This window comes from Acinetobacter sp. 1207_04, from assembly GCF_052850415.1.
Map to the genome: position 1 here is coordinate 58644 of NZ_VXCQ01000014.1, position 25775 is coordinate 84418.

The 25775-nt window shown below is 37.4% G+C and carries 24 protein-coding genes and 1 pseudogene; 9 read left to right on the forward strand and 16 right to left on the reverse strand.

Annotation, left to right across the window (positions count from 1 at the left end; all coding sequences use genetic code 11):
• The first annotated feature begins 127 nt into the window (after positions 1–127).
• Positions 128–850, forward strand: coding sequence for a CAF17-like 4Fe-4S cluster assembly/insertion protein YgfZ (gene ygfZ / locus FW754_RS13080; RefSeq protein WP_446324878.1), 723 nt, complete (start codon positions 128–130; stop codon positions 848–850).
• A gap of 607 nt (positions 851–1457) precedes the next feature.
• Here the strand turns inward: ygfZ and FW754_RS13085 are convergent.
• Positions 1458–2633 carry a PQQ-dependent sugar dehydrogenase gene (locus FW754_RS13085; RefSeq protein WP_446324879.1) on the reverse strand — a complete coding sequence of 392 codons (1176 nt, stop codon included), beginning with the start codon at positions 2631–2633 and terminating at the stop codon, positions 1458–1460.
• A 199-nt stretch (positions 2634–2832) separates the two neighbouring features.
• Between FW754_RS13085 and FW754_RS13090 the strand changes: the two are divergent.
• Positions 2833–3096: pseudogene (locus FW754_RS13090) on the forward strand (protein tyrosine phosphatase).
• A gap of 51 nt (positions 3097–3147) precedes the next feature.
• Here the strand turns inward: FW754_RS13090 and FW754_RS13095 are convergent.
• Complete coding sequence (locus FW754_RS13095; protein WP_446324880.1) at positions 3148–3393, reverse strand: hypothetical protein; 246 nt, start codon at positions 3391–3393, stop codon at positions 3148–3150.
• Positions 3394–3730: 337 nt separating this feature from the next.
• Here FW754_RS13095 and FW754_RS13100 point away from each other — a divergent pair, with 337 nt between their 5' ends.
• Positions 3731–4519, forward strand: a complete 789-nt coding sequence (locus FW754_RS13100) for a tetratricopeptide repeat protein (protein WP_446324881.1) — start codon at positions 3731–3733, stop codon at positions 4517–4519.
• A 101-nt stretch (positions 4520–4620) separates the two neighbouring features.
• Here FW754_RS13100 and FW754_RS13105 read toward each other — a convergent pair whose 3' ends face one another.
• From FW754_RS13105 to FW754_RS13120, 4 genes are all read right to left on the reverse strand, one after another.
• Positions 4621–5544, reverse strand: a complete 924-nt coding sequence (locus FW754_RS13105; RefSeq protein ID WP_446324882.1) for an AEC family transporter — start codon at positions 5542–5544, stop codon at positions 4621–4623.
• A gap of 91 nt (positions 5545–5635) precedes the next feature.
• Positions 5636–6757 carry an NADH:flavin oxidoreductase/NADH oxidase gene (locus tag FW754_RS13110; protein WP_446324883.1) on the reverse strand — a complete coding sequence of 374 codons (1122 nt, stop codon included), beginning with the start codon at positions 6755–6757 and terminating at the stop codon, positions 5636–5638.
• Positions 6758–6788: 31 nt separating this feature from the next.
• Positions 6789–8963, reverse strand: coding sequence for a TonB-dependent receptor domain-containing protein (locus FW754_RS13115; RefSeq protein WP_446324884.1), 2175 nt, complete (start codon positions 8961–8963; stop codon positions 6789–6791).
• Between the two features lie 35 nt (positions 8964–8998).
• Complete coding sequence (locus FW754_RS13120; RefSeq protein WP_419346385.1) at positions 8999–10294, reverse strand: carbohydrate porin; 1296 nt, start codon at positions 10292–10294, stop codon at positions 8999–9001.
• A 430-nt stretch (positions 10295–10724) separates the two neighbouring features.
• Between FW754_RS13120 and mutM the strand changes: the two genes are divergently transcribed.
• Together mutM and FW754_RS13130 are read left to right on the forward strand one after the other, a co-directional pair.
• Positions 10725–11582: a bifunctional DNA-formamidopyrimidine glycosylase/DNA-(apurinic or apyrimidinic site) lyase gene (gene mutM / locus FW754_RS13125; RefSeq protein ID WP_446324885.1), complete on the forward strand. Its 858-nt coding sequence runs from the start codon at positions 10725–10727 to the stop codon at positions 11580–11582.
• Positions 11579–11863: a peptidylprolyl isomerase gene (locus tag FW754_RS13130; RefSeq protein ID WP_409510859.1), complete on the forward strand. Its 285-nt coding sequence runs from the start codon at positions 11579–11581 to the stop codon at positions 11861–11863. Before mutM ends, FW754_RS13130 begins: the two co-directional genes overlap by 4 nt.
• Here FW754_RS13130 and FW754_RS13135 read toward each other — a convergent pair.
• The 4 genes from FW754_RS13135 to typA all read right to left on the reverse strand — a co-directional run bounded on the left by FW754_RS13135 (position 11860) and on the right by typA (position 16009).
• Positions 11860–12780, reverse strand: coding sequence for a hypothetical protein (locus FW754_RS13135; RefSeq protein WP_446324886.1), 921 nt, complete (start codon positions 12778–12780; stop codon positions 11860–11862). The two genes, FW754_RS13130 and FW754_RS13135, sit on opposite strands and share 4 nt — an antisense overlap.
• 10 nt (positions 12781–12790) lie before the next feature.
• A complete protein-coding gene (locus FW754_RS13140) occupies positions 12791–13372 on the reverse strand; it encodes a hypothetical protein (protein ID WP_409510857.1) in 582 nt (193 codons plus the stop codon).
• Positions 13373–13501: 129 nt separating this feature from the next.
• A complete protein-coding gene (gene mscL / locus FW754_RS13145) occupies positions 13502–13927 on the reverse strand; it encodes a large conductance mechanosensitive channel protein MscL (protein ID WP_409510856.1) in 426 nt (141 codons plus the stop codon).
• A 243-nt stretch (positions 13928–14170) separates the two neighbouring features.
• Positions 14171–16009, reverse strand: a complete 1839-nt coding sequence (gene typA / locus FW754_RS13150; protein ID WP_409510855.1) for a translational GTPase TypA — start codon at positions 16007–16009, stop codon at positions 14171–14173.
• A gap of 173 nt (positions 16010–16182) precedes the next feature.
• On the opposite strand from typA, the gene FW754_RS13155 reads away from it, so the two are divergent.
• The 4 genes from FW754_RS13155 to FW754_RS13170 all read left to right on the forward strand — a co-directional run bounded on the left by FW754_RS13155 (position 16183) and on the right by FW754_RS13170 (position 21759).
• Positions 16183–17556 (forward strand): uracil-xanthine permease family protein, encoded by a 1374-nt coding sequence (locus FW754_RS13155; RefSeq protein WP_409510929.1) that lies wholly within the window; start codon positions 16183–16185, stop codon positions 17554–17556.
• Positions 17557–17628: 72 nt separating this feature from the next.
• Positions 17629–18660, forward strand: a complete 1032-nt coding sequence (locus FW754_RS13160) for a methyltransferase (protein WP_409510854.1) — start codon at positions 17629–17631, stop codon at positions 18658–18660.
• A gap of 2 nt (positions 18661–18662) precedes the next feature.
• Positions 18663–20126, forward strand: coding sequence for an amino acid permease (locus FW754_RS13165; RefSeq protein WP_409510853.1), 1464 nt, complete (start codon positions 18663–18665; stop codon positions 20124–20126).
• Between the two features lie 427 nt (positions 20127–20553).
• On the forward strand, positions 20554–21759 hold the full coding sequence (locus FW754_RS13170; RefSeq protein WP_409510852.1) for an RtcB family protein: 1206 nt from the start codon (positions 20554–20556) through the stop codon (positions 21757–21759).
• A 96-nt stretch (positions 21760–21855) separates the two neighbouring features.
• Here the strand turns inward: FW754_RS13170 and FW754_RS13175 are convergent, their stop codons facing one another.
• The 6 genes from FW754_RS13175 to panC form a co-directional block, all read right to left on the reverse strand.
• Positions 21856–22356, reverse strand: a complete 501-nt coding sequence (locus FW754_RS13175) for a cysteine peptidase family C39 domain-containing protein (protein WP_419346380.1) — start codon at positions 22354–22356, stop codon at positions 21856–21858.
• Positions 22357–22583: 227 nt separating this feature from the next.
• Positions 22584–23054 carry an OmpA family protein gene (locus tag FW754_RS13180; protein ID WP_419346379.1) on the reverse strand — a complete coding sequence of 157 codons (471 nt, stop codon included), beginning with the start codon at positions 23052–23054 and terminating at the stop codon, positions 22584–22586.
• 162 nt (positions 23055–23216) lie between these two features.
• Positions 23217–23756 (reverse strand): ribosome biogenesis factor YjgA, encoded by a 540-nt coding sequence (yjgA, locus tag FW754_RS13185; protein WP_409510849.1) that lies wholly within the window; start codon positions 23754–23756, stop codon positions 23217–23219.
• Positions 23757–23758: 2 nt separating this feature from the next.
• Entirely contained in the window at positions 23759–24028 is a 270-nt protein-coding gene (locus FW754_RS13190; protein ID WP_409510848.1) for an HPr family phosphocarrier protein, read from the reverse strand.
• Positions 24025–24876, reverse strand: coding sequence for an RNase adapter RapZ (rapZ, locus tag FW754_RS13195; protein ID WP_446324887.1), 852 nt, complete (start codon positions 24874–24876; stop codon positions 24025–24027). The genes FW754_RS13190 and rapZ overlap by 4 nt, the downstream gene beginning before the upstream one ends.
• 50 nt (positions 24877–24926) lie before the next feature.
• Complete coding sequence (gene panC, locus FW754_RS13200; RefSeq protein ID WP_409510846.1) at positions 24927–25775, reverse strand: pantoate--beta-alanine ligase; 849 nt, start codon at positions 25773–25775, stop codon at positions 24927–24929.

Sequence of the window (25775 nt, forward strand, 5' to 3'; positions counted from 1 at the left end):
ACAGGGTGTTTAGAAATATTTAGTAACAACTTGATTGGAATATTTACACTAAATGTGCTTTTTTCTGAAAAATAGCGGAAAATAGAATTCATTCTTTAGTATTAGATTTTAGATAAGTGAGTATTTCATGAGCGAATTGGCTTTCTCTTCATTCACTTTAATTGGTGTGGATGCACAAAAATTTCTACAAGGACAGGTCACTTTAAATACAGAAGCATTGGCTGAAAATGTCACGCGTTATACCGCTATTTGTGATCTGAAAGGTCGTATCCACTTCGGTTTGTGGCTAAAAAAGGTCAATCCTGAACACTTCGAAATTGTCACAACTGCCGACCAAGCAGATGAGTTTTCTAAGCACATTAAAAAGTATGGTGCTTTCGCTAAAATGAAACTAGAACTCGTGGGTTCAGTTTTTCCAACACTAATTGACGATACGACTACTTTTTCAGCAGAAACGACTGATATTACTGCTTGGGAAGTCTCTGCCATTCAAAATGGGCAAGCTTTTATCACTCAAATCACGCAAGGTTTGTTTCAACCTCAAGAGCTCCGTTTGCATCAACGTGAAGGGATTCAATATGACAAAGGTTGTTATTTGGGTCAGGAAGTTATTGCACGTTTATGGTTTAAAGCGAAGCCTAAAGCATGGTTGCATGTGATTCAGGGTTCAGGTGATGTGCCTGCTTTGGGTGACCAGCTTCACAAAGGTATTCAAGTGGTGAATAGTGCTGCTTTTGAGGGTGGTTTTATTGCACTTGTGGTTGCTCGTCCTGATGCTTTGGCAGAGTTAGAAATCACTGTTTTAAACTTACCTGAGTATTTGAGTGGTGATGTGGCTAGACCACAGTAAGTCTTTAAACTTTATATTGTTGTGATACATTAGCCTCTAAGTTTAGGGGCTTCTTTATAAAAAAAGGATAAGAAAATCAATTATTGCTCGCTACTCTTTAAAACGGCTACAGATCTTCTCTTTCCACCCGTATCTTCTGGCTTTTCAAAGGTAGCAATAATTTTTGACATTGCCTAAATGTTATTTTTTAAGCTTCCTTAAGAGATAAGTCTAAATGATGCAATTCAATATTGAAAATAGTTTGATTAGTAAAATTTTTATTTAAATTCATAAAGTCAAGTTTGCTATAAACTACCCCTTCAAAATTACAAGGATTATTTAAAATATCTAAACTTTAAACACCTTTGTTTTTTAATTGAATCCATTAACGCTAAATAATTTTTAGACATCACCACATGTAAAAAATGATCAATATATTCATAAGTCAATTGATCATTTACTGTAATCGGTAATGTATAACCAAGACCTTTATCAATATCTGACTCTGCATATATATTTCCACTTATAAGAAATAATTTTTCCTCATATAAAATCCTTTAAATTTAAAAGCCTTATAAAAGTAAATTTTCTTGAATATAAATCAAAAAAAATTATAAAATTTAGCCTCTTATTTTAGCCTCACATAATAAACCACACCACCCCGATCATCTGAAAAGTAAAAGGAATTTGCATCAATCCGAAAAATATCTGCTGGTCGCCCATTCACTGTTTTACCCACTAAAAATCCATCCATGAAGGTTTCAAGTTTTTGCCCTTTGCGCATAATGGCAATTTTATATCCATGCCCGATCGATTCGTCAGTTGAACCATGCAAAGCGACTAAAAAAGCATTTTTGATTGTGTCATCTGTATTCGGATCATCAAAATAATCAAAACCAAGTGCTGACGAATGTGATGGAAAATAAGCATAAGGCGATGGTATATTTTTACAGCCTGAGGCACGTTTGAATTTTGGGTCTGCAAAAATTTTACCATTCGACGAATAACATGACGGCCAACCATAATCCGCATCACGTTTCAGCGCATAAAAGGTTTCATCAGGTTTATTTTTCCCTAAATGGTCTGCCCCTTGATTGGTGGCAAATAAAAATTTACCGACCCATTTCAAGCCCACGACATTGCGTAAACCTGAAGCATATATCTTTTGTTCTGAACCATCAGGGTTCATTTCTAAAACGCTTGCCCGAACTTTTTCTTTCTCTACACAAGCATTGCAACTAGATCCAACTGAAACATAAATTTTACCATTACCACCGACTGCGATGGTTCGTGTCAGATGCCAACCGCCATATTTATAACTAAGTCCATAATCAGGAAAAGTCGCTAGTATCTCCGCCGTACTTGTTGGTTTTATTTCACCTTTGTTAAATTTTCTTCGGGTGAGTTGATGCGTTTCTGCAATATATAACCAGTCCTGTCCATTGGTATCTGTATAAAACTGCACAGAATTGGGATTTTTTAAACCTGTCATATAGGAAATAACTTTACCAAATTTCCCTGTTGCAGCATTCCACTCATCTAAAATATAAACAGTGCCTTTTTTATTATCAGACAAATCGTACATATCTGTGACAAACATCCTACCATCGGGTGCTTTAGCAAAAAAACGTACTCGTTTTAAGCCTTCTGCCGCAGGAATGATGTCGTAGTTTATTGGAAGATTTAAAGAAAAATACTTTCCATTTTTTAATTTTATTGGATGCGGAATAAGCTTAGGTTGCTCTGCTAAACTTGCTGTTGAGCAAATTAAACCTATGCATAAAATCGACAGTATTTTTATCATTTTTAAATCCGTCCCGACTCATCTTATCTTACAAAAAATAGCTTTTTGATGTGATATAAATGAAATACTTTTGGCTGAAATATATTTTAAAGAATATATTTAAAAACAATCATCCACAAACAATAAATTGTGAGAAATCCTCATTAACTATCTTTTTATTTGTAGCCGTAATCAATGGTGAAGTCCAACAGCAGAGCGTATTTTTGCAGTGGGTTATGGTATTCATACTCGTTCTGCAGGAACGAGTCGTCATGCAAAACATTGCTTAACCGTTAAAGATATTGCTTGGGCAAATTATATCTGTGTCATGGAACAAAAACATAAAGTATGAATTAAAGAAAAATTTCCTAGAGAACTATTACATAAGAAAATTATTGTTTTAGATATTCCTGATGATTATCAGTATATGGATGAAGATTTAATCGAAATACTCAAACAATCTATGCAAAGCTATATCGATTAAATCTATATTTTTAAGCAAAATATTCAATCAGAATATTTAAAAATATTCCCATCAAAATCCATGAAATAACTTATTCATATCTTTGCATAAATAGGCTTTAAATTGGTATGCACGGGCATGTTTGGCATCAAACTTTGCAGTGACTTCACCCTTTTGAAAAATATAAACACGGTCTTCTTTGCTGACTAAAAATTCACCACCAAGTTTCATCAGTAAAGCATCAATTTTGTCTTCATCGGCAATACTTTCATCTTCAAGCACTCTTAAATAATTACGCTTAATGCCTTTAATAAACATACAACTTCTCAAATTTCATTTAGTCTGCGATTTAAACAAAATCCAACTCATCTGCAAAGCCTTATCGAAAAATTTAATCAGTCTAAAAATACTGTTTATTTGTATATTCAAAATGAATATAAATTAAGAAAGCAATTCATAATTTTAGGCTGTTCAGTTTCATTGTAATATTCATAAGTTTACGTATTTTCAATAAGTAAACCACATAAATACATCAACAAATACAATTGAAAGGTTTACATTCATAAATTTCAAATTATGATTAAAATCTATCTAAAACATGTGTTCCACTACATAAATGGAATTATGTCGCAGTCACACTAGGGTTATTACAACGATGAAAAAAATTCTGATCGCATCACTTCTTGCACTCACTTCAATTTCTGCATTTGCAGCACCTGATCAAAGCGGACTTGATCCTGCCTTTGCCAAAGTTCAACAGTATTTACAAGCAAAAAATTACACGGCGGCTTATACCGAGCTGGATGTTATGGCAAAAGCAGGCAATGCTCAAGCCATGTACAATCAAGCATATATGATCCAAATGGGTCAAGGCACAGCAAAGAATAATGGTAAAGCACTCAAACTTTATCAAGAATCATCAGATAAAGGCTATTCAGTCGCAAGTTATGTTTTGGCTCAAAGCTATGCTACAGGTGAATTAGGGCTTACCAAAGATGCGAAAAAATCTAAGACCTACTTAGAAAAAGCATCTTCACAAGGTTTTGATGATGCAACACTTGAACTTGCAGTCATGGCTTTTGCAGAAGGTAAAGATAAAGAAGCACTAAAAAGAATTGATCCGCTCATTAAAAAAGGCAATTCACAGGCCATTCATACCAAAGCGCTATATGACATCACTCAAGGCTATAAAACCAAAAATGAAACTTTGGTAAAACAAGGCTTGAATGCCATTCGTGACCTTGCGACAAAAGGCTATGTGCCTGCGCTCATGGCTGTGGCAAATATGATGACTAATGGCAATATTATTGAACAGAACTTACCTGAAGCGAAAAAAATCTATACTGCTTTGGCAAAAGATAATATTCCAAAAGCGAAAGAATCTTTAGATGTCGTCAATAAATTGCTTGCCGAGCAAGCCAAACAGCCTGCACCGAAAAAATAAAAATCTTGAAAATGACTGATTTATTTGGCTCAGTATCAAACATGATAATGAGCCATTTTTATGATACTTATTTATGACTCTTGAATATTAGATTTAATAAACTACCACCACAACGCAATTAGACTACTGACCACCATAAAGCCCACCACTGTACTGAGCATCAATGGGGTTAACACTTCTTCTCTTAAGCCGTAACCCTGCCCCAACATGCCAAATAATGTGGGCATTGGCATTGCAGCAATTAGCGTACCTGCATACAGCATTTCCTGACTCACACCCACAGTAGATAATCCTAAATACACACCTAATGGCATCAGCATATTATTAGAAAAGACTAACCAAATGCTTTGTACATTAATAGAGCGAATTCCTAACCCAACCAAACTACCACCAATCGCAAACAATGCCAAAGGTGATGCTGCTTGTCCTAACATACCAAGTACTTGATCTAAATATTTAGGTAATGGAATCTTTAAGGTTGCACAACCGATTCCTAAAATCACTGCAATAAACAATGGATTAGTCAATAAAGTACGTGCGGTACTTTTTATAACAGACCATAAATCGGACTGCTTTTGCAACCCCATTTCGGCAAGAATTAAAACAGCAGGAATCAGCAATACACTTTCAATAATTACGACCAATGAGATATAAGTAGTGGCTTGATGCCCCATTAACAGGCTCAACACTGCGGTTCCAATCAGCCCTGTATTTGACATACAAGCACCCATCGAAAAAATCGCAGTATGTGCCTGATTGGTATTTTTGAAAAATTTCTTTGTAACCCAAAATGTTAAGCAGAATAATAAAAAAGTCATGCCTGCATACACGAGAAAGTATGAAGGTAACCAAATCTCTTTTAAATCTTTTGAAGCTAAAGCATGTAACAATAATGCAGGTAATGCGACTTTAATGACAAATGCACCCACTGAATCTATTTGTACTTTATTCAGTAGATTTATTTTTACAGTGAGATAACCTAAAAAGAGCAGTAAAAATATAGGAATCACCACAGCAAAAATCATCTTTCTTACATCCTGAATTTAAATTATGAAATAAGCTGTCATTCTAGAATGATTTGGTTAAAAAATCTCACAATAAAGTAAAATTACACATTTAAAATGCATTGAATAACTGTTTTACTCCATGAGGTTGACAACGTAAATACTGTGGTGCAATTGCTATTTCTGCACCTAAAGTTGCTGCTGCATGCCAAGGCCAACGTGGGTCGTATAGCATCGCGCGTGCCAAGCCAATCGTATCGGCTTTATCCTGTTGCAAAACCTCTTCAGCCTGCTCTGGTTCTGTAATCATTCCTACCGCAATCACAGGAATATTCACCTGTTGTTTAATGGCATGTGCAAAAGGTACTTGGTAATTTTTTCCCACTTGAATGTGTTGGTTAACATGCAAACCACCTGAGGAAACATGTACATACACAGCCCCACCTTGTTCTAAACATTTTGATAATTCAATGCTCGATACAAGATCCCAACTGTCAGATCCTACGCTTTCAGCATCCATCCAATCGGTAGCTGAAATACGAACTCCAACAGGATAACCTTGAGGAACAGCTTGATGAATTGCCTGTAAAACTTCGAGTGTTAAACGCATTCTGTTTTCAAGACTACCGCCATATTGATCGTTACGCAGATTAGACAAAGGTGACATAAACTGATGCAATAAATACCCATGTGCAGCATGTATTTCAATTAGATCAAATCCTGCATCAACTGCACGTACTGCCGCTTTGGCAAAATCTGCAATCACTGTTTGAATCTCGGCAATACTTAAAGTATGTGGCGTAATATCACTTGGTTGAAATGCAATGTTACTTGCAGAAACCGTTTGCCAACCATGCTCGTGATCAGGCGGAAGTTGTCCCCGACCCAACCATGGTTTATCTGTAGATGCTTTTCGCCCTGCATGCGCAAGTTGTACAGCAAAAGGCATAGGTGAAATTGATTTTACTTTTTGCAATACAGCTTGCATCTGATCGCGTTGTGCATCATTCCACAGACCTACATCAGCAAAACTAATACGTCCCTCAGGCTGAACTGCCGTTGCTTCAACAATGCACAAGCCTGCGCCTGACAAAGCATAATTTGCCCATTGTTGTTCGTGCCAATACGTAATTTCACCCTGATCTGTCGCAGAGTATTGACACATCGGTGCAATCACAATTTTATTAACTAATTGCAAAGTGCCAAATTTAATCGGCTCAAAGAGTTTAACCATTCACGATCTGCCCTGATTTTTAAAGTATGTCTTAAAATTGCTTGGTAATGCTCAAACCTGCACTCCAATTGATGCCATCCGCTGGTTCAAAGAAGCGTCCATTACCATCATTTACAATGACTGAGCCAATGTAGTCTTCATCAAATAGATTATCGACACGGGCATAACTACGAATTTTCCAATCGTTATTTTTCCAAATATATCCAATATTTGCACTGGTCACCGTATAACTTGGTGCAGTATCCGTATTTAAATCATCGACATAGATTTTATCCATATAGCGTACATCAACACCTGCATTGAAACCTGTTTCTGGTTGCCATCCTAAAGACAGATAGGCTTGATTCTTCGCAACACCCGGAATTGCATTACCACGTTGTACAATTTTTGCAGGATCTGTATTTGTAATATCAGCATCAAAAGTTGCGTCTAAATAACTATAACTTGCTTGTGTACTTAGCTCACGCCAAAGTTTTTTATTCCATGACAACTCAACGCCTTGACGTAAAGTTTTATCTGCATTTTGGAAAGTTGCTCGACCATCAACAGAACCCGCCGAAACAATGTCATCATTTGTGTTGCTTTGGAAAATCGCCGCTGTAAAGTTACCTAAACGATTTTGTGATTTCACGCCGAGTTCATAGTTATCACTGCTTGATGGTTTGAGTGCAAAATTTATGCCCGATGTTCCTACAGTTGGATATGCCATTTCAGTGAATGTTGGTGTTTCAAACCCTTTGGAATAACTGATATAGCTACTCACTTGCGGTGTCATTTCCCAAGTCAAAGCAGCCGAAGGCAATACCTTGTTATAGTCTGTTTTACCACTATCATTACCATTTCCTGTCGTAATGTAATGATCTTCAGACTCATAATGCACATTGCTATAGCGTAAGCCTGTGTCTATACTCCATGTTGGTAAAAAACTCCAAGATGCTTGTAAATATGGATCTAAATTCCACAATGTATTTTTTTCATCACGGCGTAAATTTCCTTTTACACCAAAGTTATTATTGGCATCGAAATTTTCATAGCCTTGACGATCTTCATTCATCGCATCATAGGCAAGACCTGCACTCACTCGAGTATTCGGCAATAAATCTTTACCAGTCCAACGCAAATCTACACCATAAAAATCACGCTCAAAATCAATAACACCACCTGCATGACGGGCATTATTCTGCGCTGCTTTTGGAATGGATTGATACTGCGTGACCTCACGATGGCCTGCATAAATCATGCTATAAATTTCATGACGATCGTTTAAAGGTTTAAGCCAATTTAAACCAGTTTGCGTCTGATTAATCTCTTTGCGTACATCATATTGATTTTTAGCATCATTAACCTGCTTAGGATCGGCTTTCCACTGTGCTCGGCTTAAACCTTGTGGATCATCGGCATTAATATCAACATGATTCAATAACCAATTGATTTTTGAACCGTCATCCAAACTCCAAGTCAACTTGGCATTACTCAATACTTTTTTTGCTGCACTATGATCACGATAGCCATCGGTATCAAAGTATGATGAACTAACAACATAGCTTGGCTCATTGGCATGATCTGCACCGCCCTGCAAAATAATATCTGCACGACCTTTATTATGACTTCCCCCCGCATAGCCCACCTCAACAGAATCTTTACCTTGTCCTTCTTTGGTTGTCGTTAAGATCGTCCCCCCCGAAGAATTCCCATATAACGCTGAAAATGGGCCACCCAAAACTTCAATATGATCTAAACTCACTAAATCAATATTGGATGTTTGTCCCTGACCATCAGGCATGGTTGCAGGAATACCATCGACATATAAACGGACACCACGGACACCAAACGTTGAACGTGCGCCAAAACCACGCATAGAAAGTTGTAAATCTTGCGCATAATTTTCACGGTTATTTAACTGTAAACCGGGTACACCACTCAGTGTTTCTGTTAAATTCACACCTAAATTATTTTGATGATCCTTTTGTTCTATTCGATATACCGAAGCAGGTGTATCTAACCAAGCAGTATCTGAACGAATAGCTTGAATGGTTATGTTCGGTAACTTTTCAAACTTTTCCGTATTTTTATTATTTTCAATCGAATGATCTACCTCTGTTACAGATACACTCCCTTCTGTTTGTGCATACCCTTGTTGGCAAAGCAAAATCGCTATGCAGAGTACTGAGGGTTTAAAAAAATGAACATTCGAAATACTCTGCATACCTGTTGCCCCCAAGGCCTTATTTTTAAATATAATTAAAAAATAAATTTACTCCCCAAACCAATCACAAGTGCATTATCCACTTGATTAGTTGCTCCTGGATAAACCACATACTGTAGTAAAGGACGCAACATTAACCATTTGGCAGGGTAATATGAATAATTTAATTCAAGATTATACTCCGCATCTTTATTCAGTAATGTTGTATTGTTTTGCTGATGCTTGACATTAGTATAGTCACGATAACGATCATTAATATGCACACGATTGATCGCAAAACCTAAAATATCATTTGGATGACTTTCAAATAATCCATAATATTTTAGACCCAATTGTTGCGAGTCTGATACCGCAGTCGTAGTACGGTCATGGAAAGTAAAATTACCAAAACTATGTAAACCTTGACGTCCTGAACCTGTAGAAGTCAATTGCTGTTCAAAAGCGATCCAACCGCCATAGCTACGATCTTCACCAACCGATTTTGCTAAATAAGCCACATTATACTGATTTTTTGCATCATCAGCCGTATTGTACAAAGTTCCCAAACGATAACTACCTGGTAGATTGCTTAAGCCCTTTTTCGGTGACCACACGACTTCACTGAGAACATTTACACCATCTGCATTTTCAGTGTCCAAGTTCCAACCATGTCGCTCTAAAGCATTTTCAGGGTTATATTCAAATACACCAACTTGAGCGAACAGTTCAGGCGTTAAATTATATTTAACACGTCCACCCCATTGTGAAACAGGTGTGTTATACCAAAGCTTGCCTTGCCATTTCCCCATTTGTGCAGCACAAAATGCATTACCCTGAAAATCACATGCCATCGTATTAAATTCAGTTCCTAAGCCCATACGACCTAAACGTACGTCCCAACCTGAATCAAATTTTTTATCAATATATAATTCACTTAAACGGCTGCCTGAGTTACCACGTCCCCAATTGGCTTGTGAATTTGCCCATTGTGGTGCATTCGGATCTTGAATACCTTCAATACTCGTACTTTGCCCTTGCCTTGCAGTTACTAATGCTCGAACAGTCACACCATTCCAACCCGCAAGTTTATTCATATCCAATGTTGTACCCACCCCAAACTGCGTACCAAACGTCGGTGATTGATGAGCATCGAAACCACCATCTGCCAAGTACGAACCATCAACAGCAATCGCCCCGTCAAATTTAATGCCTTTGTCCGCTAATTCTGTGCGTGTACCATTCCAATCCCCTGTCATGGTTGTAGCATTGGGGTCAAATGCTTGTTCAGCATAAGATGAGGTCATCAACATTGTTGTCGATATAGCCAATAAAGAAAGTATAAATTTATTCATTATAAAACTCGAAAGAAGATAAATGACGTTTTGTAGATTGGATACAAGCAATTCCATACCTTAATCAATATAAATACGTCGAAATTCAAGAATCTAAGTGTGGTATGGGCGAGGCAATTTGCCATGGCTATACATGATATTGATCAGAAAATTACACGATTTATAAATTTTCACTATCTGCTTATTTTTATTAGTCATTCAACTTTTATTTATGCAACAACTTAGTCATTGATAACCTAAAGTATTTTATTAATCACTATATTTTTCGGATAATATTTATCATAAAAATATTGATTATTCACATAAAATTTACACCATCAAACACGCACTGTTATCTATCAATACAACCATACAGATACTTTATTGAAATTGATTGAACGCATACAATAGATACATCCATGATTTTGCAGTGCTAAATACTGAGTTCACTATGCCCGAATTACCCGAAGTCGAAACCACTAAAGTTAGCCTAGAACCTCTACTTGATCAAAAAGTACTGAATGTACAGGTTCATAATGCTCGACTGCGTTGGGCTATTCCAAACGACATTAGCAAACTTAAGGGTCAAAAACTCATTGGTCTATCTCGTCGTTCAAAATATATTTTTGCACAGTTTGAACAAGATACCATGCTGTGGCATTTGGGCATGTCAGGCAGTTTTCGCCTCTGTCAACCAAGTGATGAACGACGTAAACATGATCATCTTATTATTCAGTTTGAAGATATCGAATTACGTTACCACGACCCACGTCGTTTTGGTTGCATCTTGTGGCTTAATGATGACTCTCAAACCAAACTCATCGATACACTCGGTCCTGAACCGTTAAGTGATACCTTCGATGCAGATTATTTGGCGACAAAGTTAAAAACTAAAAATACTGCAATTAAAGTTGCCATTATGGACAATCATGTAGTGGTTGGTGTCGGAAATATTTACGCAACTGAAAGTTTATTTAATTTAGGCATTCACCCTGCCCAACCTGCGAAAGATTTAAGCAAAATTCAAATTGAAAAACTTGTTATTGAGATTAAACGAATTTTGAAGCAAGCCATTGATTTGGGTGGTTCAACCTTACGTGACTACAGCAATGCGATGGGAGAAAATGGCTATTTTCAACAAACCTTGCTTGCTTATGGTCGTAATGGGGAAATGTGCGTGAACTGCGAAACCACGCTCGAAAACATTAAGCTTGGACAGCGTGCAAGCGTCTTCTGTCCTACGTGCCAACCGTTAAAGAAGCCAAAAACTGTGGCTAAAACTCAACAACCATCAGGTAAAGCCCAATGAAAACCGCAATCGTTCGCCATATTTTGGTCAAAGATAAAGAACTTGCATCTCAATTGAAGAAAAAAATTCTCGATGGTGCTGATTTCACTAAAATTGCCAAACAACATTCAACCTGTCCTTCTGCCAAAAAAGGTGGCGAACTTGGTGAAGTGAAAAAAGGACAATTAGTTACACCTATTGATAAAGCCGTATTTAGCCTCGCTGAACGCGAACTACATGGCCCAATCAAAAGTCAATTTGGTTGGCATTTACTGGAAATTAAATTCCGTATGGATTTTTAATTTTGTTGTTGGCATTCTTTTTCAGAGGTTGAAATAATATCACCTTTCCGAACTGGACCTAATTTTTCGCTTGGATCAGAAGTATACACAAAAATAATTGCAGAACTTAACGGTTGCCTAGGCTCTTCAATCATCCCAGACCATAGTTTTCCATGACCTTGAATAATGCAAATTTGCTGATGCTTAAATAATTTACGAGCATCAGATGTGTTGATTTCTATTCTTTGCTCAATCGGTGTTTCAGGGTCATCACTGTCCAATAAGTCTTGTGTTATATCTTGCGCATCATGTATCTGAGCATGTAAAGGCACATTTAATACCACAGTTTTCAACTGTTTTGGTAAGTCTTGAAAAGATGGTGCTTGTTCTTCTTCACCACTATATCCTTTATAACTTTGCTCAGTACAATCTATTCTTTTTAAGAAACCATCTTCACTTCCAAATTGATTATTCCATGAGATTTGTCGAGCCACGCTTTCAAAGTCATTCACTAAGTACTGATCTGCCTGCTTTTGCACTAAAACTAAATCTTGTGCAATAAATTCATTATCTTGTTTAGATTTTTCTAGATGTATTACATTTTCATTTTTTATATAATCTCCTGAAATATCTAAAATTACATTTGCAGGTTTTAATGGCTCATAGCTTTGCTTTTCAAACTTTAATATTTGATATTTTTTATCTTTTAAACCAACAAATTTAAATTGACCAAACATTGTTTGAGTAAAATACAAACCATTTTCTTGTGCTTTCTGAACGAACATCTCACACATCGACTTAATTTTAGGTTGCATCTCTGTGCTAAATTCATTTAAAAACTGTTCATCAACTTCTACTTTTGCATGGCAAACACTAAACAACATCGGTAATAATAAAATCGCACAACACTTTTGAATTTTTAATATTTTATTTTTCATACAATGTTTTCTATCTATACGTTTTTACGATCTCTGCATACTTATTGATATAATCTCTAAACATTTCTGCACGAGTCGTAAAATAATAAATTTCTCGCCCATTTAAGACCAATTGTTCAGGTGTCTTGCCATTACATAGACCATGACCTGATCCCACTGCTGAATCAAGTATTTCAAAACTTTGCTGTGCAAGTTCTACAGTATCAAAGCTAAATACCAAAAGTGTAAAGTCAGGTCGAGTTTTTTTATCATCCCCGACTTTGATCTGACTCACCCCACGATAAGAACGAATACCCTCACCTTTGACTTTTATCACTTTATTTTGATCACAATCATTTTCAGACCAACTTGTACCGCTGTCTTTTTCAAATAAATCAAACTGATTTTTCAACAATTCAGTTTGTAAATGAGCCATTAATGCCTCATTTTCTTCAATACTATTGGTTTCAATCGTTTCATATATTGTATCTTTATTTGGAATATCGGCAAAACTTAATGGCTGACTTGCAGAGATAGGCGTTATTTTTTCTTCTTGAACATCAGGTTTAGGCGTATTTTGTCCTGATTCTGTACAACCTAAGAGTAAACTCATGCACGTGATAATCAAAAAATGCTTCACCATAATTGAAATCTTTCCGACCAATAAATCGTTTTTTATCCTACACATAAAAAACGCTACCTGATAGTAGCGTTTTCAATTTCACATCAATCTTACAAGAAATTATTGTGGGCGATTTTTCAACTCATCACGAATTTCACGTAACAATTCAATATCTGGTGGCGTTGTATCTACCGCTTCTTCTGGTTTACGGATACGATTAATCACTTTCACAAGAATAAATACGACCCACATTAAAATGAGGAAATTCAATACAATCGTAATAAAATTACCGTATGTTAAAACGTTTACACCAGCTTTTGTTAATGCATCTAAAGAAGTTAGGTTGTCTGGATTATTGCCGAGTACAACAAATTTTTGTGTAAAATCAACTCCACCACCAGTAAGCACTGAAATTAAAGGCATGATAATGTCTTTAACCAATGAATCGATAATTTTGTTGAAAGCACCACCAATGATGACACCAATCGCCAAGTCCATCATATTGCCTTTTATAGCAAATTCTTTGAATTCAGAAATAATACTCATATTTTGCTCCACGCTTGTTTTATTGCGTAATTTTTTATGTGATGAAGTGTACAGAATACTTTTATTCAATTCCGTCTAATTTACTTTGTTTTTTTCATTTTCCAAGATTATTTTCTTAAATATTACAAAAAAAATCGCTTAGTTTACATACATCAATAAAATTAAATTCAAACAATCTCACTGGCAGACATAAAAAAACCGCAATCCTAAACAGGATTGCGGTTTTTCAACTCACAATTCAGATTATTTACCTGAACGGTTACGTTTACGTTCGTTTTCAGTCAAATGACGTTTACGAATACGGATTGACTTAGGTGTTACTTCAACTAACTCGTCATCTTCAATGAATTCAAGTGCTTGTTCAAGTGTGTATTCAACAGCTGGAGTCAACGTTAACGCTTCATCTGTACCAGATGCACGTACGTTTGTTAACTGTTTCGCTTTAGTTGGGTTAACTGTCATGTCGTCTGAACGAGAGTTAATACCAATGATCATACCTTCGTAAACTTCTAACTGAGGTTTAGCGAATAGACGACCACGGTCTTGCAATGTGAACAATGCATAGCCCAAGCACACGCCTTGAACCATAGAAATCAACACACCGTTTTGACGTTTCGCAACAGTACCTTGTTTCATTGGACCGTAATGCGAGAAGCTTGATGTCATGATCCCTGTACCAGAAGTCATGGTCAAGAATTCAGAACGGAAACCGATTAAGCCACGTGAAGGAACAGTTGCTTCAATACGGATACGACCTTTACCGTCAACTTCCATATTGGTCATTTCGCCTTTACGATGACCCATTTGTTCCATTACAGCACCTTGGTGCTGTTCTTCAACGTCAAATGTTACGTTTTCGTATGGTTCTTGCTTTTCGCCGTCAACTTCTTTCAAGATTACTTGTGGACGTGATACGCCCATTTCGAAGCCTTCACGACGCATGTTTTCAATAAGAACTGAAAGGTGAAGTTCACCACGACCCGATACTTTAAAACGGTCAGGACTATCAGTATCTTCAACACGTAATGCTACGTTGTGAATCAATTCACGATCTAGACGCTCACGGATGTTACGTGAAGTAACGAATTTACCTTCTTTACCAGCAAACGGTGAGTTGTTTACTTGGAAAGTCATGGTTACTGTAGGTTCATCTACAGACAATGGTGGCAAAGCTTCAACATTTTTCGGATCACAAATAGTGTCAGAAATATGAAGCTCATCAATACCTGTGATACATACGATATCACCTGCTTGAGCAGATTCAACATCAATACGTTCTAAACCATGGTAACCCATGATTTTTAAGATACGACCGTTACGCGTCTTACCTTCTTTATCAATTACAGTTACAGGTGTGTTTAATTTCACTGAACCGCGTTGAATACGACCAACACCAATTACACCAACAAAGCTGTTGTAATCAAGTGAAGAAATTTGCATTTGGAATGGACCATCAACATCAACTGCTGGCGGTTCAACGATATCTACAATTGTTTGGAACAATGGAGTCATATCTTCAGCAAGTTCTTCTGGAGAAGGACCAGCAACACCACGAAGACCTGAAGCATAAACAACTGGGAAGTCTAACTGTTCGTCAGAACCGCCTAAGTTATCGAACAAATCGAATACTTGGTCAATTACCCAATCTGGACGCGCGCTTGGCTTGTCTACTTTGTTAATAATTACGATTGGTTTCAAACCACGTGCGAACGCTTTTTGCGTTACGAAACGAGTTTGTGGCATTGGACCTTCTTGAGAATCGACAAGAAGAAGTACGCAGTCAACCATAGACATTACGCGTTCAACTTCACCACCGAAGTCAGCATGTCCTGGGGTATCCACGATGTTAATGCGGTATTCTGTATTTGTACGTGCATCAGTCCATTTAATTGCAGTGTTTTTTGCAAGAATGGTAATACCACGTTCACTTTCAATTGCACCAGAATCCATCACACGTTCGATTTCACCCGCGCGATCACCTAATGCACCTGATTGTTGTAAAAGTTTGTCGACAAGAGTCGTTTTACCATGATCGACGTGCGCAATGATGGCAATGTTACGGAGTGTTTTAATATCTGACATGTAAATTCGATACGCCTAAAGTTTGAGGGCAAATTATACAGAAAAAATATAGATTTTAGTAGTGACAGTTTATTGACAGTTACAAGTTTTTTCTCCAACAGTTCGCTTTTTCTTTTGTAAAGGAGTGTAAAGAGATTAGAATGACACCACCTTGCCGCATTCTTTCCTATCTCATGTCTGATTTAAACCACTCTCCGGAGCAAGAACAAGCGTCTATTGATCTTGTTTATGCTCTAAATGATCGTCCAAAACCAATCATTGCTTTTTTTGCAGCACTGCAACATTTGCTTGCAATTATTGTCCCAATTGTTACACCAGGACTTTTAATTTGTTTGGCACTCGGTGTTTCAGCACAAGATACCAACATGATTTTATCAATGTCATTGGTGATTTCAGGTATCGCAACCTATTTACAATGTAAAAAAGTCGGTCCTTTTGGCGCAGGCTTACTCATTGTCCAAGGCACAAGTTTCAACTTTATTGGTCCTATTATTGGAATTGGCTCTGCAATGGTTGCCGCTGGCACTCCTGTAGAAGCGGTGATGTCTGCCATTTTTGGTGTAGTCATTGCGGGTTCATTTATTGAAATGGGCGTTTCGCGCATTTTGCCTTGGGTTAAAAAGCTCATTACGCCTTTGGTTACAGGTATTGTTGTACTATTGATTGGTTTGACCCTGATTAAAGAAGGTTTGATCAGTATGGGTGGTGGTTATCAGGCAATGGGAGATAAAACTTTTGCAAGTGCCGATAATCTAATCATGTCATGTACTGTACTTGGCATTATTATTTTACTCAACCGTGTCAAAATTGTTTGGGTAAAAAGTTCTGCAATCTTAATCGCATTAATCATTGGCTATGCATTGGCAGGCTATATGGGCTATTTAAACTTTTCAGGTTTAAAAGACGCGCCTTTTATCCAAATTCCAACTCCAATGCATTTTGGTATTAGCTTCTCTTGGAGTTTGTTTATTCCAATGGCATTTATTTACCTTGTGACTTCTTTGGAAGCGATTGGTGATGTCACTGCAACCTCTAAAATTTCCAACCAACCTGTAGATGGTCCTGTTTGGATGGAGCGTATTAAAGGTGGTGTGTTGGTGAATGGTGCGAACTCATTCCTCGCAGGTATTTTCAACACTTTCCCAAGCTCAGTATTTGCACAAAATAATGGTGTAATTCAATTGACAGGTGTTGCAAGCCGTTATGTGGGTATTTGGATTGCCATCATGTTGGTGGTTCTAGGACTATTTCCTGCTGTATCAGGTGTAATTCAAGCTGTGCCTCAAGCCGTCCTTGGTGGTGCTGTCATGGTGATGTTTGGTGCGGTTGCTGCATCAGGAATCAATATTTTATCGGGTGTTCAATTAGATCGCCGCGCTCTATTGATCATTGCAATTTCATTGGCATTAGGCTTAGGTGTTGCACAAGTTCCTCAAATTTTGGAGCACTTACCAGAGCTTGCACGTAATATTTTCAGCTCAGGTGTTGCAACAGGTGGATTAACTGCATTGATTCTCAACATCGTACTGCCTGCGACTAAAAAATAAGTCAAGTTTTCTTTATAATGCCCAGCTTAGTCTGGGCATTATTGTCCTAAATTTTACTCATGGATGCCAAATATGGAGCCAAAAAGTGAAGTCGTCATTCGTCAGCATGACTATCTTTCCGGGCGTGTATTATTCATTAATGCACCAACAGATGATTTACTGAGCAACTTAGCACAGGACATCGAACCTGCTGTATGGACGTGGAATTACAACGATCTTCAGTATTTCCAACAACGCTCAGCAACTGTCCATTTTGGCACCCTGCTGCCTGAACAAGATTTTGATCAGGCTGTCATTTTTGTTCCAAAATCAAAAGAATTGCTCAATTATATTTTACATAATGTCGCAAGCCGCTTAGTACAAGGTGCATCTATTTTCCTTGTTGGAGAAAAGAAAGCTGGCGTTGAACGTGCTGCTAAACAACTGCAACCGTATGGTCAAGCAGTAAAATTGGATAGCGCACGTCACTGTCAAATGTGGCAAGTCAGCCTCGAAACTACAGTGAAAGCCAAACCACTTGCAGATTGGGCACAGCAATATACGGTAGCTACACCAAATGGTGATTTGACAATTTGTTCTTTGCCTGGTGTTTTTAGCCAAAATCGCTTAGATATTGGCACTGCGGTACTTTTGCCTTATTTATCGCAAGTGACTGCGGGTAAAATTGCTGATTTCGGTTGTGGAGCAGGCGTGATCAGTGCTTATTTAAGTAAATTAAATCCAAAGAATCGTATTTTTGCTTTAGATGTTGATGCTTTTGCTTTAGCATCAACTCAAATGACGTTTGAAAAAAATAATTTACCATTAGAACAACTCGAAGTTAAAGCCGTTACAGGGATTGAAGATGCGCCATTGTTTTTGCATGCGATCGTCAGTAACCCTCCATTCCACCAAGGAATTCAAACTGATTACAATGCCAGTGAAAATTTATGTAAAACATCACGACGCCATTTAAAATCAGGAGGAGAACTTTGGATTGTGGCAAACCGCTTCCTGAATTACCCATTACTGATCGAGCAAAGTTTTAAACATTGTACGACCAAAGCAGATCAACAAGGCTTTAAAGTGCTGTTCGCCAACACTCAAAAAAATATTAAGGAATGAAGATGAGCGAAACAGATCATCAACAGCTTAAGCGAAAGCTTGGCGCTAGACATCTCAACATGATCGCCATTGGCGGTTCCATTGGCACTGGATTATTTTTGGCATCAGGTCAAACCATTGCCACTGCAGGACCTGGCGGTGCATTACTTGCTTATGCACTTATTGGTATCATGATTTATTTCCTCATGACGAGCCTTGGTGAACTGGCAACGCACAACCCTACTTCAGGTGCATTTTTTACCTATGGTACAAAATATGTCGAAGGTGGCTTTGGTTTTGCCCTCGGTTGGAACTATTGGTATAACTGGGCAATTACGGTCGCTTTTGAATTAGTTGCAGTGCAGTTCATCATGAAGTTTTGGTTTCCAGATGTTCCTGGTTTTTGGTGGAGTGCACTGTTCCTTGCAGTTATTTTCTTTATTAATGCACTCACTGTAAAAGGCTTTGGTGAAAGTGAATTTTTATTCTCTTTGGTTAAAGTTGTTGCCATTATTTTCTTTATTATTATTGGCTTATACATGATTGGTAAAATCATGCTTGATCCAATGCAATCTATCACTAAAAACTGGACGATTGCTGAAGCGCCATTTGTTGGTGGTTTCAATGCGCTCATTGGTGTTGCCATGATTGCCGGATTCTCTTTCCAAGGCACAGAAATGGTTGGGGTTGCTGCGGGTGAATCCAAAGATCCGAAGAAAACCATTCCTATTGCGATTAAGCAAATTTTTTGGCGAATCCTTTTATTCTATATTCTATGTATTTTCATTATTGGCACACTGGTCGCTTATACTGATCCAAACCTTGCATTGGCGGCTGAAGGCGATGGCAACATCACCCTCTCACCATTTACATTGTTGTATGAAAAAGCGGGTCTTGCATTCGCAGCTGGTCTAATGAATGCCGTGATTTTAACTGCTATTTTATCTGCAGGTAACTCTGGCATGTACTCATCTACACGTATGTTGTGGAATATGGCGAAAAACGGTAGTGCGCCTAAAACTTTTGCTAAACTTGATGTACGTGGCGTTCCAATGAATGCTTTGTATGCGACAACAGCAATTGCAGCACTATGTTTCTTAACGACATTTATTGGTGAGCAACAAGTTTTCACATGGTTGCTTAACATGTCGGGAATGTGTGGTTTTATTGTTTGGTTAGGCATTGCAATTTCGCACTACCGTTTCCGCAAAGGCTACTTAGCTCAAGGCAACAAACTTGAAGATCTTGCTTATACTGCCAAATTCTTCCCATTTGCACCTTGGTTTGCATTTATTCTGTGCGCCATTGTGGTCTTGGGGCAGAACTATCAAGCGGTACTTGCGGGTGATTGGATGGCCGTAATTTCAACCTATATTAGCTTGCCGTTATTCCTTGCGATTTGGCTCGGTTATAAATGGAAACATAAAACTAAGCTGATTCCTTATGACAAAATGGATGTACAACCGATGGAAGTAGAAAAAGAATAATTTTTCTCTTCAAATATATTTCTAAATAGGTAGCTCATCAGCTACCTATTTTTATATTATTACTTTTTAAATAATGATTTACATCAAAATTGAATTATAAGTCATCAATTTCATCATTAAAAATTATCCATTTATTTTAACCTGACTACTTGACTGTTTAAAATTTCCGCATAAAATACGTAACACTGACTAAAATAGCTCAGTCATCGTTAATCTTTTAGAAGGAGTACATCATGCCAAAATTGGAAATCACAACGTAATCAGGCAGATGTCAACTCACGGACAACTGCTTGTACTAAACAACAGTGTCCGAATGCAAAGAATTTAAACCTAGCATTCGCTAGGTTTTTTTACGCCTCATCAAATATAGACTTGAGCAATTCACCTAAATTCGGACAAAAAATACAATAAAAGATATGAGCACATCATGGCTATACAAATGATTTTAAACGCCAAAGCTGAATATGGCGTTCCAGTAAAAATTTTCACTCAGGATGTCGATGCAGAAAGCCTGACCCAGTTAGGTAAAATGTCGCAATTACAGTTTATTCACTCACACATTGCGGTCATGCCCGATGTTCATGTCGGTAAAGGTGCAACAGTAGGAAGTGTTATTCCTACTAAAAATGCGATTATTCCTGCTGCAGTTGGTGTCGATATTGGTTGTGGTATGAATGCTCTACGCTTGAGCCTAAAAGCATCGCAACTGCCTGATAATTTAAGCACATTGCGTAATGCGATTGAGCGTAAAGTGCCCGTCGGTTTTGAACTTCATAAACAAGTGAAAGCCAAAGCATCAACACTTTCACCACTCGATAAAAAACTGAAATTGATTACAGATAAGCACCCTGCTTTAAAGCGCATGTTGCGAAATTTTGATTCTACATGGCAAAAACAACTTGGTACTTTAGGCGGTGGTAATCACTTTATTGAACTTTGCTTAGATGAACAGAACGATGTTTGGGTCATGTTACATTCAGGCAGTAGAGGGCTTGGCAATGTGATTGGTACTTATTTTATTGAACGTGCTAAGAAAGAAGCACAAAGTCGTTTTGGGCATGCTCCTGATAAAGACTTAAGCTATTTTGCCGAAGGTTCCATTAGTTTTGATGATTATTTTGAAGCTGTCGAATGGGCACAAGAATATGCTTATGAAAATCGTCGTGAAATGATGCGTTTGATTTTAGAAGCCATTCGTCCATTATTACCAAGTTTTCAAATGACCAAGGAAGCGATAAATTGCCACCATAATTATGTGCAAAAAGAACTTCATTTCGGTGAAGAGGTTTTTGTTACCCGTAAAGGTGCAATTCGTGCAGGACTCGATGAATACGGCATTATTCCTGGTTCAATGGGTGCTCAATCCTTTATTGTCAAAGGTAAAGGAAATCCTGATTCATTTTGCTCATGCTCTCATGGTGCAGGACGAAAAATGAGTCGAACTAAGGCAAAAAATCTGTTTAATCAACAAGATTTAATTGCTCAAACCGAAGGTATTGAATGTCGCAAAGACAAAGGTGTTGTTGATGAAATTCCAAGTGCTTACAAGGACATTCATCAAGTTATGGCAAATCAAAGTGATTTAATTGAAGTTGTACATACCTTAAAACAAGTTCTTTGTATTAAAGGTTAAGTACTTCAGTTTAAAATTCAATTTTAAAACCTAACCTCAGCAAGTCCATCTTGATGTCAATTCGAGATGGACTAATTTTTTATTTAGCAATAGTTTTTATTCACCAATAATAATCACTTGGCGACAAATACCCTCAGCTTGGCGTTGTTGCTCAAAAACTGCTATCGGCATCGCATCAAAACTATCAAAGAAACAGACTTCTTCTGAGTCAGCTGAATAAATAAGAGAATGATTGCCAACACCATCTAAAGTATCGTAATACACAATCACAAATTTGCCTTGCTCAATTGCTTGTAAGATTTGAGCATATTCAATTGCAGCTTGAACAGGAATACTCATCTCTGCAGCTTTTTGATAAAACCATTGTTCCGTCGGCTGTAAATCAGAATCAGGATCTGTATAAAAGGAAACATGTAGACCAAGTTGTTTTAATGCAACAGCAAGACTAATGGTTGAAGTTCCCTCATCCTCAGTATGGCGACACAGCTGAACAAGATCTGTTATTTCAAGATCAACCTCATAATGTTGAAACAACATCCAAATCGCATAAAGTCCACCATTGGCAGGTAAATCTTGCAACTGTTTTGGAATATCCATAATTCAGGTCAACATACTATTTTAATGAAGTTATCAGTATTATATTCGATCTAAATATAAAAAAATTGAAGTACTTTGCGATAAAATTTTTATCGCTTCTAGTCTTAATCACTTATAAATCTAATCTAAAGTTCAAATTTCATAACTTATTTACTAAAAAATAACGCCAGTCAGTCTGGAGTCTGAATGACGTTACATACACTAAAAGTCTGCTGAAAAATAAATCTTTACCGTAGTCTCAATGTTGCTGTTACACGTCTATTTTTAGCACGACCTTCAGATGTTGCATTGCTCGCAATCGGTTGTGCAGAACCTAAACCACTTGCAATAATCTGTGATGGATTAGCTCCATACTCTCGAATCATTTGATTACGTACCGCATTTGCTCTCTCCAAGGAGATACGTTTATTCGTTGCACTTCCACCACTGCTATCCGTAAACCCTTGTAAAACTAAAACATACCCCATATCTTTTTTCAAAAATTGAGAGGCTGCTGCAAGGTAAATATCATACTTATCTTCAACTGTTGCTGAATTATTTCCAAAATATAAAGATAAGCCTTTTTTAAGCTCATTCACCAAAAGCTGACTTTGGTCTGCAACTACAGGTACAGTAACTTTTGAAACTGAATTTGTAGATGAACATCCAACCAACCCAACACTTCCCCCTATTAAAACAGGCAATATAAATTTTATCATTTCTAATTACTCTAAATTATTATGTGTAAAAATTATTCATTTATAAATAATAATGTGATTTTAGTCACATATTTTAATTATAGCAATCTATTTAATGCTCAGACCGATGAAATAGCAGACATTAAAAAAGCGACCGAAGTCGCTTAATTAAATACATCAAATTTATTTACTATTTTCAGAGATCAAAGCCACTTGCTGCGCATAGTTAAATAAATTCAACTTTGACTCAGCGATCACTTCAGCAGATTTTTCTTGCTTAATATCACGAATAATACGCAAGCTATGCTGACGAATCGCATGATGCTCTGCAGCATTATAAGTCTTAATAAACTCTTTAATTGCAGGATCACCCTGAGCCACAATACGATCAACCCAACGTAATAATTGTGCCGTCTTCTTTGCACCCTGTTTTGGTGTCAAATAAGATAAAATTACCGTCTCATTTTCATTGCGTAATAATTTACCAATACGTAAAAATTGGCGACGACGTGCTTCATGTGAGCTAATCAATTGAACATCAAGCAAAGCTTCAATCAAACGTTCTTCAACCGGTAAGGCTAAAATTTGTTTTTTAGATAGCTCTGCAAGTTGTTCACCTAAAGCAGCCATGCGTTGCACAGCTTTCTTTTGTTCAGTTTTACTTGCACGCCCTTCTAAAGATTCAAAGTCATCTTCAGTAAAACGTTGCGTACGACGTGCCACGATTAATCTGCCTCATAAAATTTTGCAGCGAAAAGTGCCTGAACTTCAGAGAGTGCTTTTTCCTCATCTGGACCTTCAATCACTAAACGCAAAGTGGTTCCCTTACCTGCTCCAAGCATGAGTAAGGAAAGAATATTCTTGGCATCGACTAATTTATCGTCCTTCCCAATTTGAATCGATGAACGAAATTGGGTCGTGACTTCAATCAGCTTTCCTGATGCACGCGCATGTAACCCTAATTTATTAATTACGTCAACTGTTGTATCAATCATGACCAGTGCTTCATTTCCCTGTGTAAGACCTGAACAGACCATTCAGCTTGTAAAGCCTTCTGTAATCTATCGACAATATAAACAGAACGATGCTGTCCACCCGTACATCCAATGGACACCGTTATATAATGACGATGTCCTTCTGCAAATGCAGGCAACCACTTATTTAAAAAAGAGTAAATATCCTGATACATCTCATTGGCTTGATCACTCGATTGTAAAAACTTTTGAATTGGCTCATCTAAACCCGAAAATTTTCGCAACTCCAAATCCCAATGTGGGTTAGGTAAATGTCGAACATCAAAGACAAAATCAGCATCTAATGGAATGCCGTGTTTATAACCAAATGATTGTAGAATTAAGATAAGTTTATCGGACTGTCCGAGTTTCGACAACAGTGTATCTTTTAAATCATGTACACTTTTGTCGGTAGTATCAATATGTACCGTTGCTCGAAGTTGAATAGGCAAAAGTAAAGTTTTTTCTTCTTGAATACATTCGTTTAAGCTTTGATAACGTACAGACAATGGATGTGGTCGTCTAGATGCACTAAATCGTGCAATCAGCTCTTGATCTCGTGTGGTCAAATAAATGACATCAACTGAGCCATGTCTTTGTAATACTTGGAATACATGGTCAAATTCTTGTAAATCTGCTCGTGTACTGCGCACATCTACACCAAGTGCGAGTTGCTCAAGATTATTTTCTTTATCGAGTTTTTCCACAATTTCAGGTAGCAATGCCAAAGGTAAATTATCAATACAGTAATAACCAAGATCTTCTAACACCTGCAATGCAGATGATTTCCCTGAACCTGATTGTCCTGTCACGATAAGTATACGCTTCATGGCATAGCGATCCTAAAATAGTGATTTAACAGTTAAATTAACTGCATTTATTATCCTACAGAGTGTTTAACCTGTAGATTATCAATTAAACGTGTTTTACCTAATTTTGCAGCGACAAACAAGATAACATCCTGATCAAACTGAGCCACCTTTTGTAACATAGGCGTACGTGCTTCAATGTAGTCGACAACAAGACCTGCTTGAGTCAATGCCGCACGAATTTGCTCAAGGCTTAGATCAAGTGCTGTTCCACCCTGTAATGCTTTTTCAGCCACTTTTAATGATTGATGAATCACAGGTGCAGTTTGACGTTCTTGTTCGGTTAAATAACCGTTACGAGAACTTAAAGCTAAACCATCTTCTGCACGTGCAATCGGCACACCAATGACTTCTAACGGCATATTCAAATCACGAACCAACTGTTTAATCACAGCCAATTGTTGAAAATCTTTTTGCCCAAAAAATGCAAAGTTAGGTTGCACAATATTGAATAACTTAGTCACCACCACAGCCACGCCATCAAAATGACCTGGGCGTTGCAAACCACACAAATCATTGGTGATTTCGCCCACGCTAATATTGGTCAAACGAGGCTGTTTACCGTACATTTGCTCAACTGTTGGTGCAAAAACAATATCACAACCCACTTCTGCAAGTAGATGACTGTCATGTTCTAAAGTACGTGGATAGTTATCAAAATCTTCATTTGGCCCAAACTGGATTGGATTGACAAAAATACTGACGACAACCACATCACACAGCTTGCGTGCTTCACGTACAAGATTTAAATGACCTTGATGTAAATTCCCCATTGTTGGCACAAAACCAATCGTTTTTCGTGCTGAACGTGCAGGATTTAATGATGCAGATAAACCTTGAATTGTTGTTTCAGTTTTCAT

Excerpts from the sequence above, each read along its gene's own strand:
- ygfZ (WP_446324878.1), top strand. The coding sequence starts at position 128 with ATGAGCGAATTGGCTTTCTCTTCATTCACTTTAATTGGTGTGGATGCA.
- FW754_RS13085 (WP_446324879.1), bottom strand. The coding sequence starts at position 2,633 with ATGATAAAAATACTGTCGATTTTATGCATAGGTTTAATTTGCTCAACA.
- FW754_RS13095 (WP_446324880.1), bottom strand. The coding sequence starts at position 3,393 with ATGTTTATTAAAGGCATTAAGCGTAATTATTTAAGAGTGCTTGAAGAT.
- FW754_RS13100 (WP_446324881.1), top strand. The coding sequence starts at position 3,731 with ATGAAAAAAATTCTGATCGCATCACTTCTTGCACTCACTTCAATTTCT.
- FW754_RS13105 (WP_446324882.1), bottom strand. The coding sequence starts at position 5,544 with ATGATTTTTGCTGTGGTGATTCCTATATTTTTACTGCTCTTTTTAGGT.
- FW754_RS13110 (WP_446324883.1), bottom strand. The coding sequence starts at position 6,757 with ATGGTTAAACTCTTTGAGCCGATTAAATTTGGCACTTTGCAATTAGTT.
- FW754_RS13115 (WP_446324884.1), bottom strand. The coding sequence starts at position 8,963 with ATGCAGAGTATTTCGAATGTTCATTTTTTTAAACCCTCAGTACTCTGC.
- FW754_RS13120 (WP_419346385.1), bottom strand. The coding sequence starts at position 10,294 with ATGAATAAATTTATACTTTCTTTATTGGCTATATCGACAACAATGTTG.
- mutM (WP_446324885.1), top strand. The coding sequence starts at position 10,725 with ATGCCCGAATTACCCGAAGTCGAAACCACTAAAGTTAGCCTAGAACCT.
- FW754_RS13130 (WP_409510859.1), top strand. The coding sequence starts at position 11,579 with ATGAAAACCGCAATCGTTCGCCATATTTTGGTCAAAGATAAAGAACTT.
- FW754_RS13135 (WP_446324886.1), bottom strand. The coding sequence starts at position 12,780 with ATGAAAAATAAAATATTAAAAATTCAAAAGTGTTGTGCGATTTTATTA.
- FW754_RS13140 (WP_409510857.1), bottom strand. The coding sequence starts at position 13,372 with ATGAGTTTACTCTTAGGTTGTACAGAATCAGGACAAAATACGCCTAAA.
- mscL (WP_409510856.1), bottom strand. The coding sequence starts at position 13,927 with ATGAGTATTATTTCTGAATTCAAAGAATTTGCTATAAAAGGCAATATG.
- typA (WP_409510855.1), bottom strand. The coding sequence starts at position 16,009 with ATGTCAGATATTAAAACACTCCGTAACATTGCCATCATTGCGCACGTC.
- FW754_RS13155 (WP_409510929.1), top strand. The coding sequence starts at position 16,183 with ATGTCTGATTTAAACCACTCTCCGGAGCAAGAACAAGCGTCTATTGAT.
- FW754_RS13160 (WP_409510854.1), top strand. The coding sequence starts at position 17,629 with ATGGAGCCAAAAAGTGAAGTCGTCATTCGTCAGCATGACTATCTTTCC.
- FW754_RS13165 (WP_409510853.1), top strand. The coding sequence starts at position 18,663 with ATGAGCGAAACAGATCATCAACAGCTTAAGCGAAAGCTTGGCGCTAGA.
- FW754_RS13170 (WP_409510852.1), top strand. The coding sequence starts at position 20,554 with ATGGCTATACAAATGATTTTAAACGCCAAAGCTGAATATGGCGTTCCA.
- FW754_RS13175 (WP_419346380.1), bottom strand. The coding sequence starts at position 22,356 with ATGGATATTCCAAAACAGTTGCAAGATTTACCTGCCAATGGTGGACTT.
- FW754_RS13180 (WP_419346379.1), bottom strand. The coding sequence starts at position 23,054 with ATGATAAAATTTATATTGCCTGTTTTAATAGGGGGAAGTGTTGGGTTG.
- FW754_RS13190 (WP_409510848.1), bottom strand. The coding sequence starts at position 24,028 with ATGATTGATACAACAGTTGACGTAATTAATAAATTAGGGTTACATGCG.
- rapZ (WP_446324887.1), bottom strand. The coding sequence starts at position 24,876 with ATGAAGCGTATACTTATCGTGACAGGACAATCAGGTTCAGGGAAATCA.
- panC (WP_409510846.1), bottom strand. The coding sequence starts at position 25,775 with ATGAAAACTGAAACAACAATTCAAGGTTTATCTGCATCATTAAATCCT.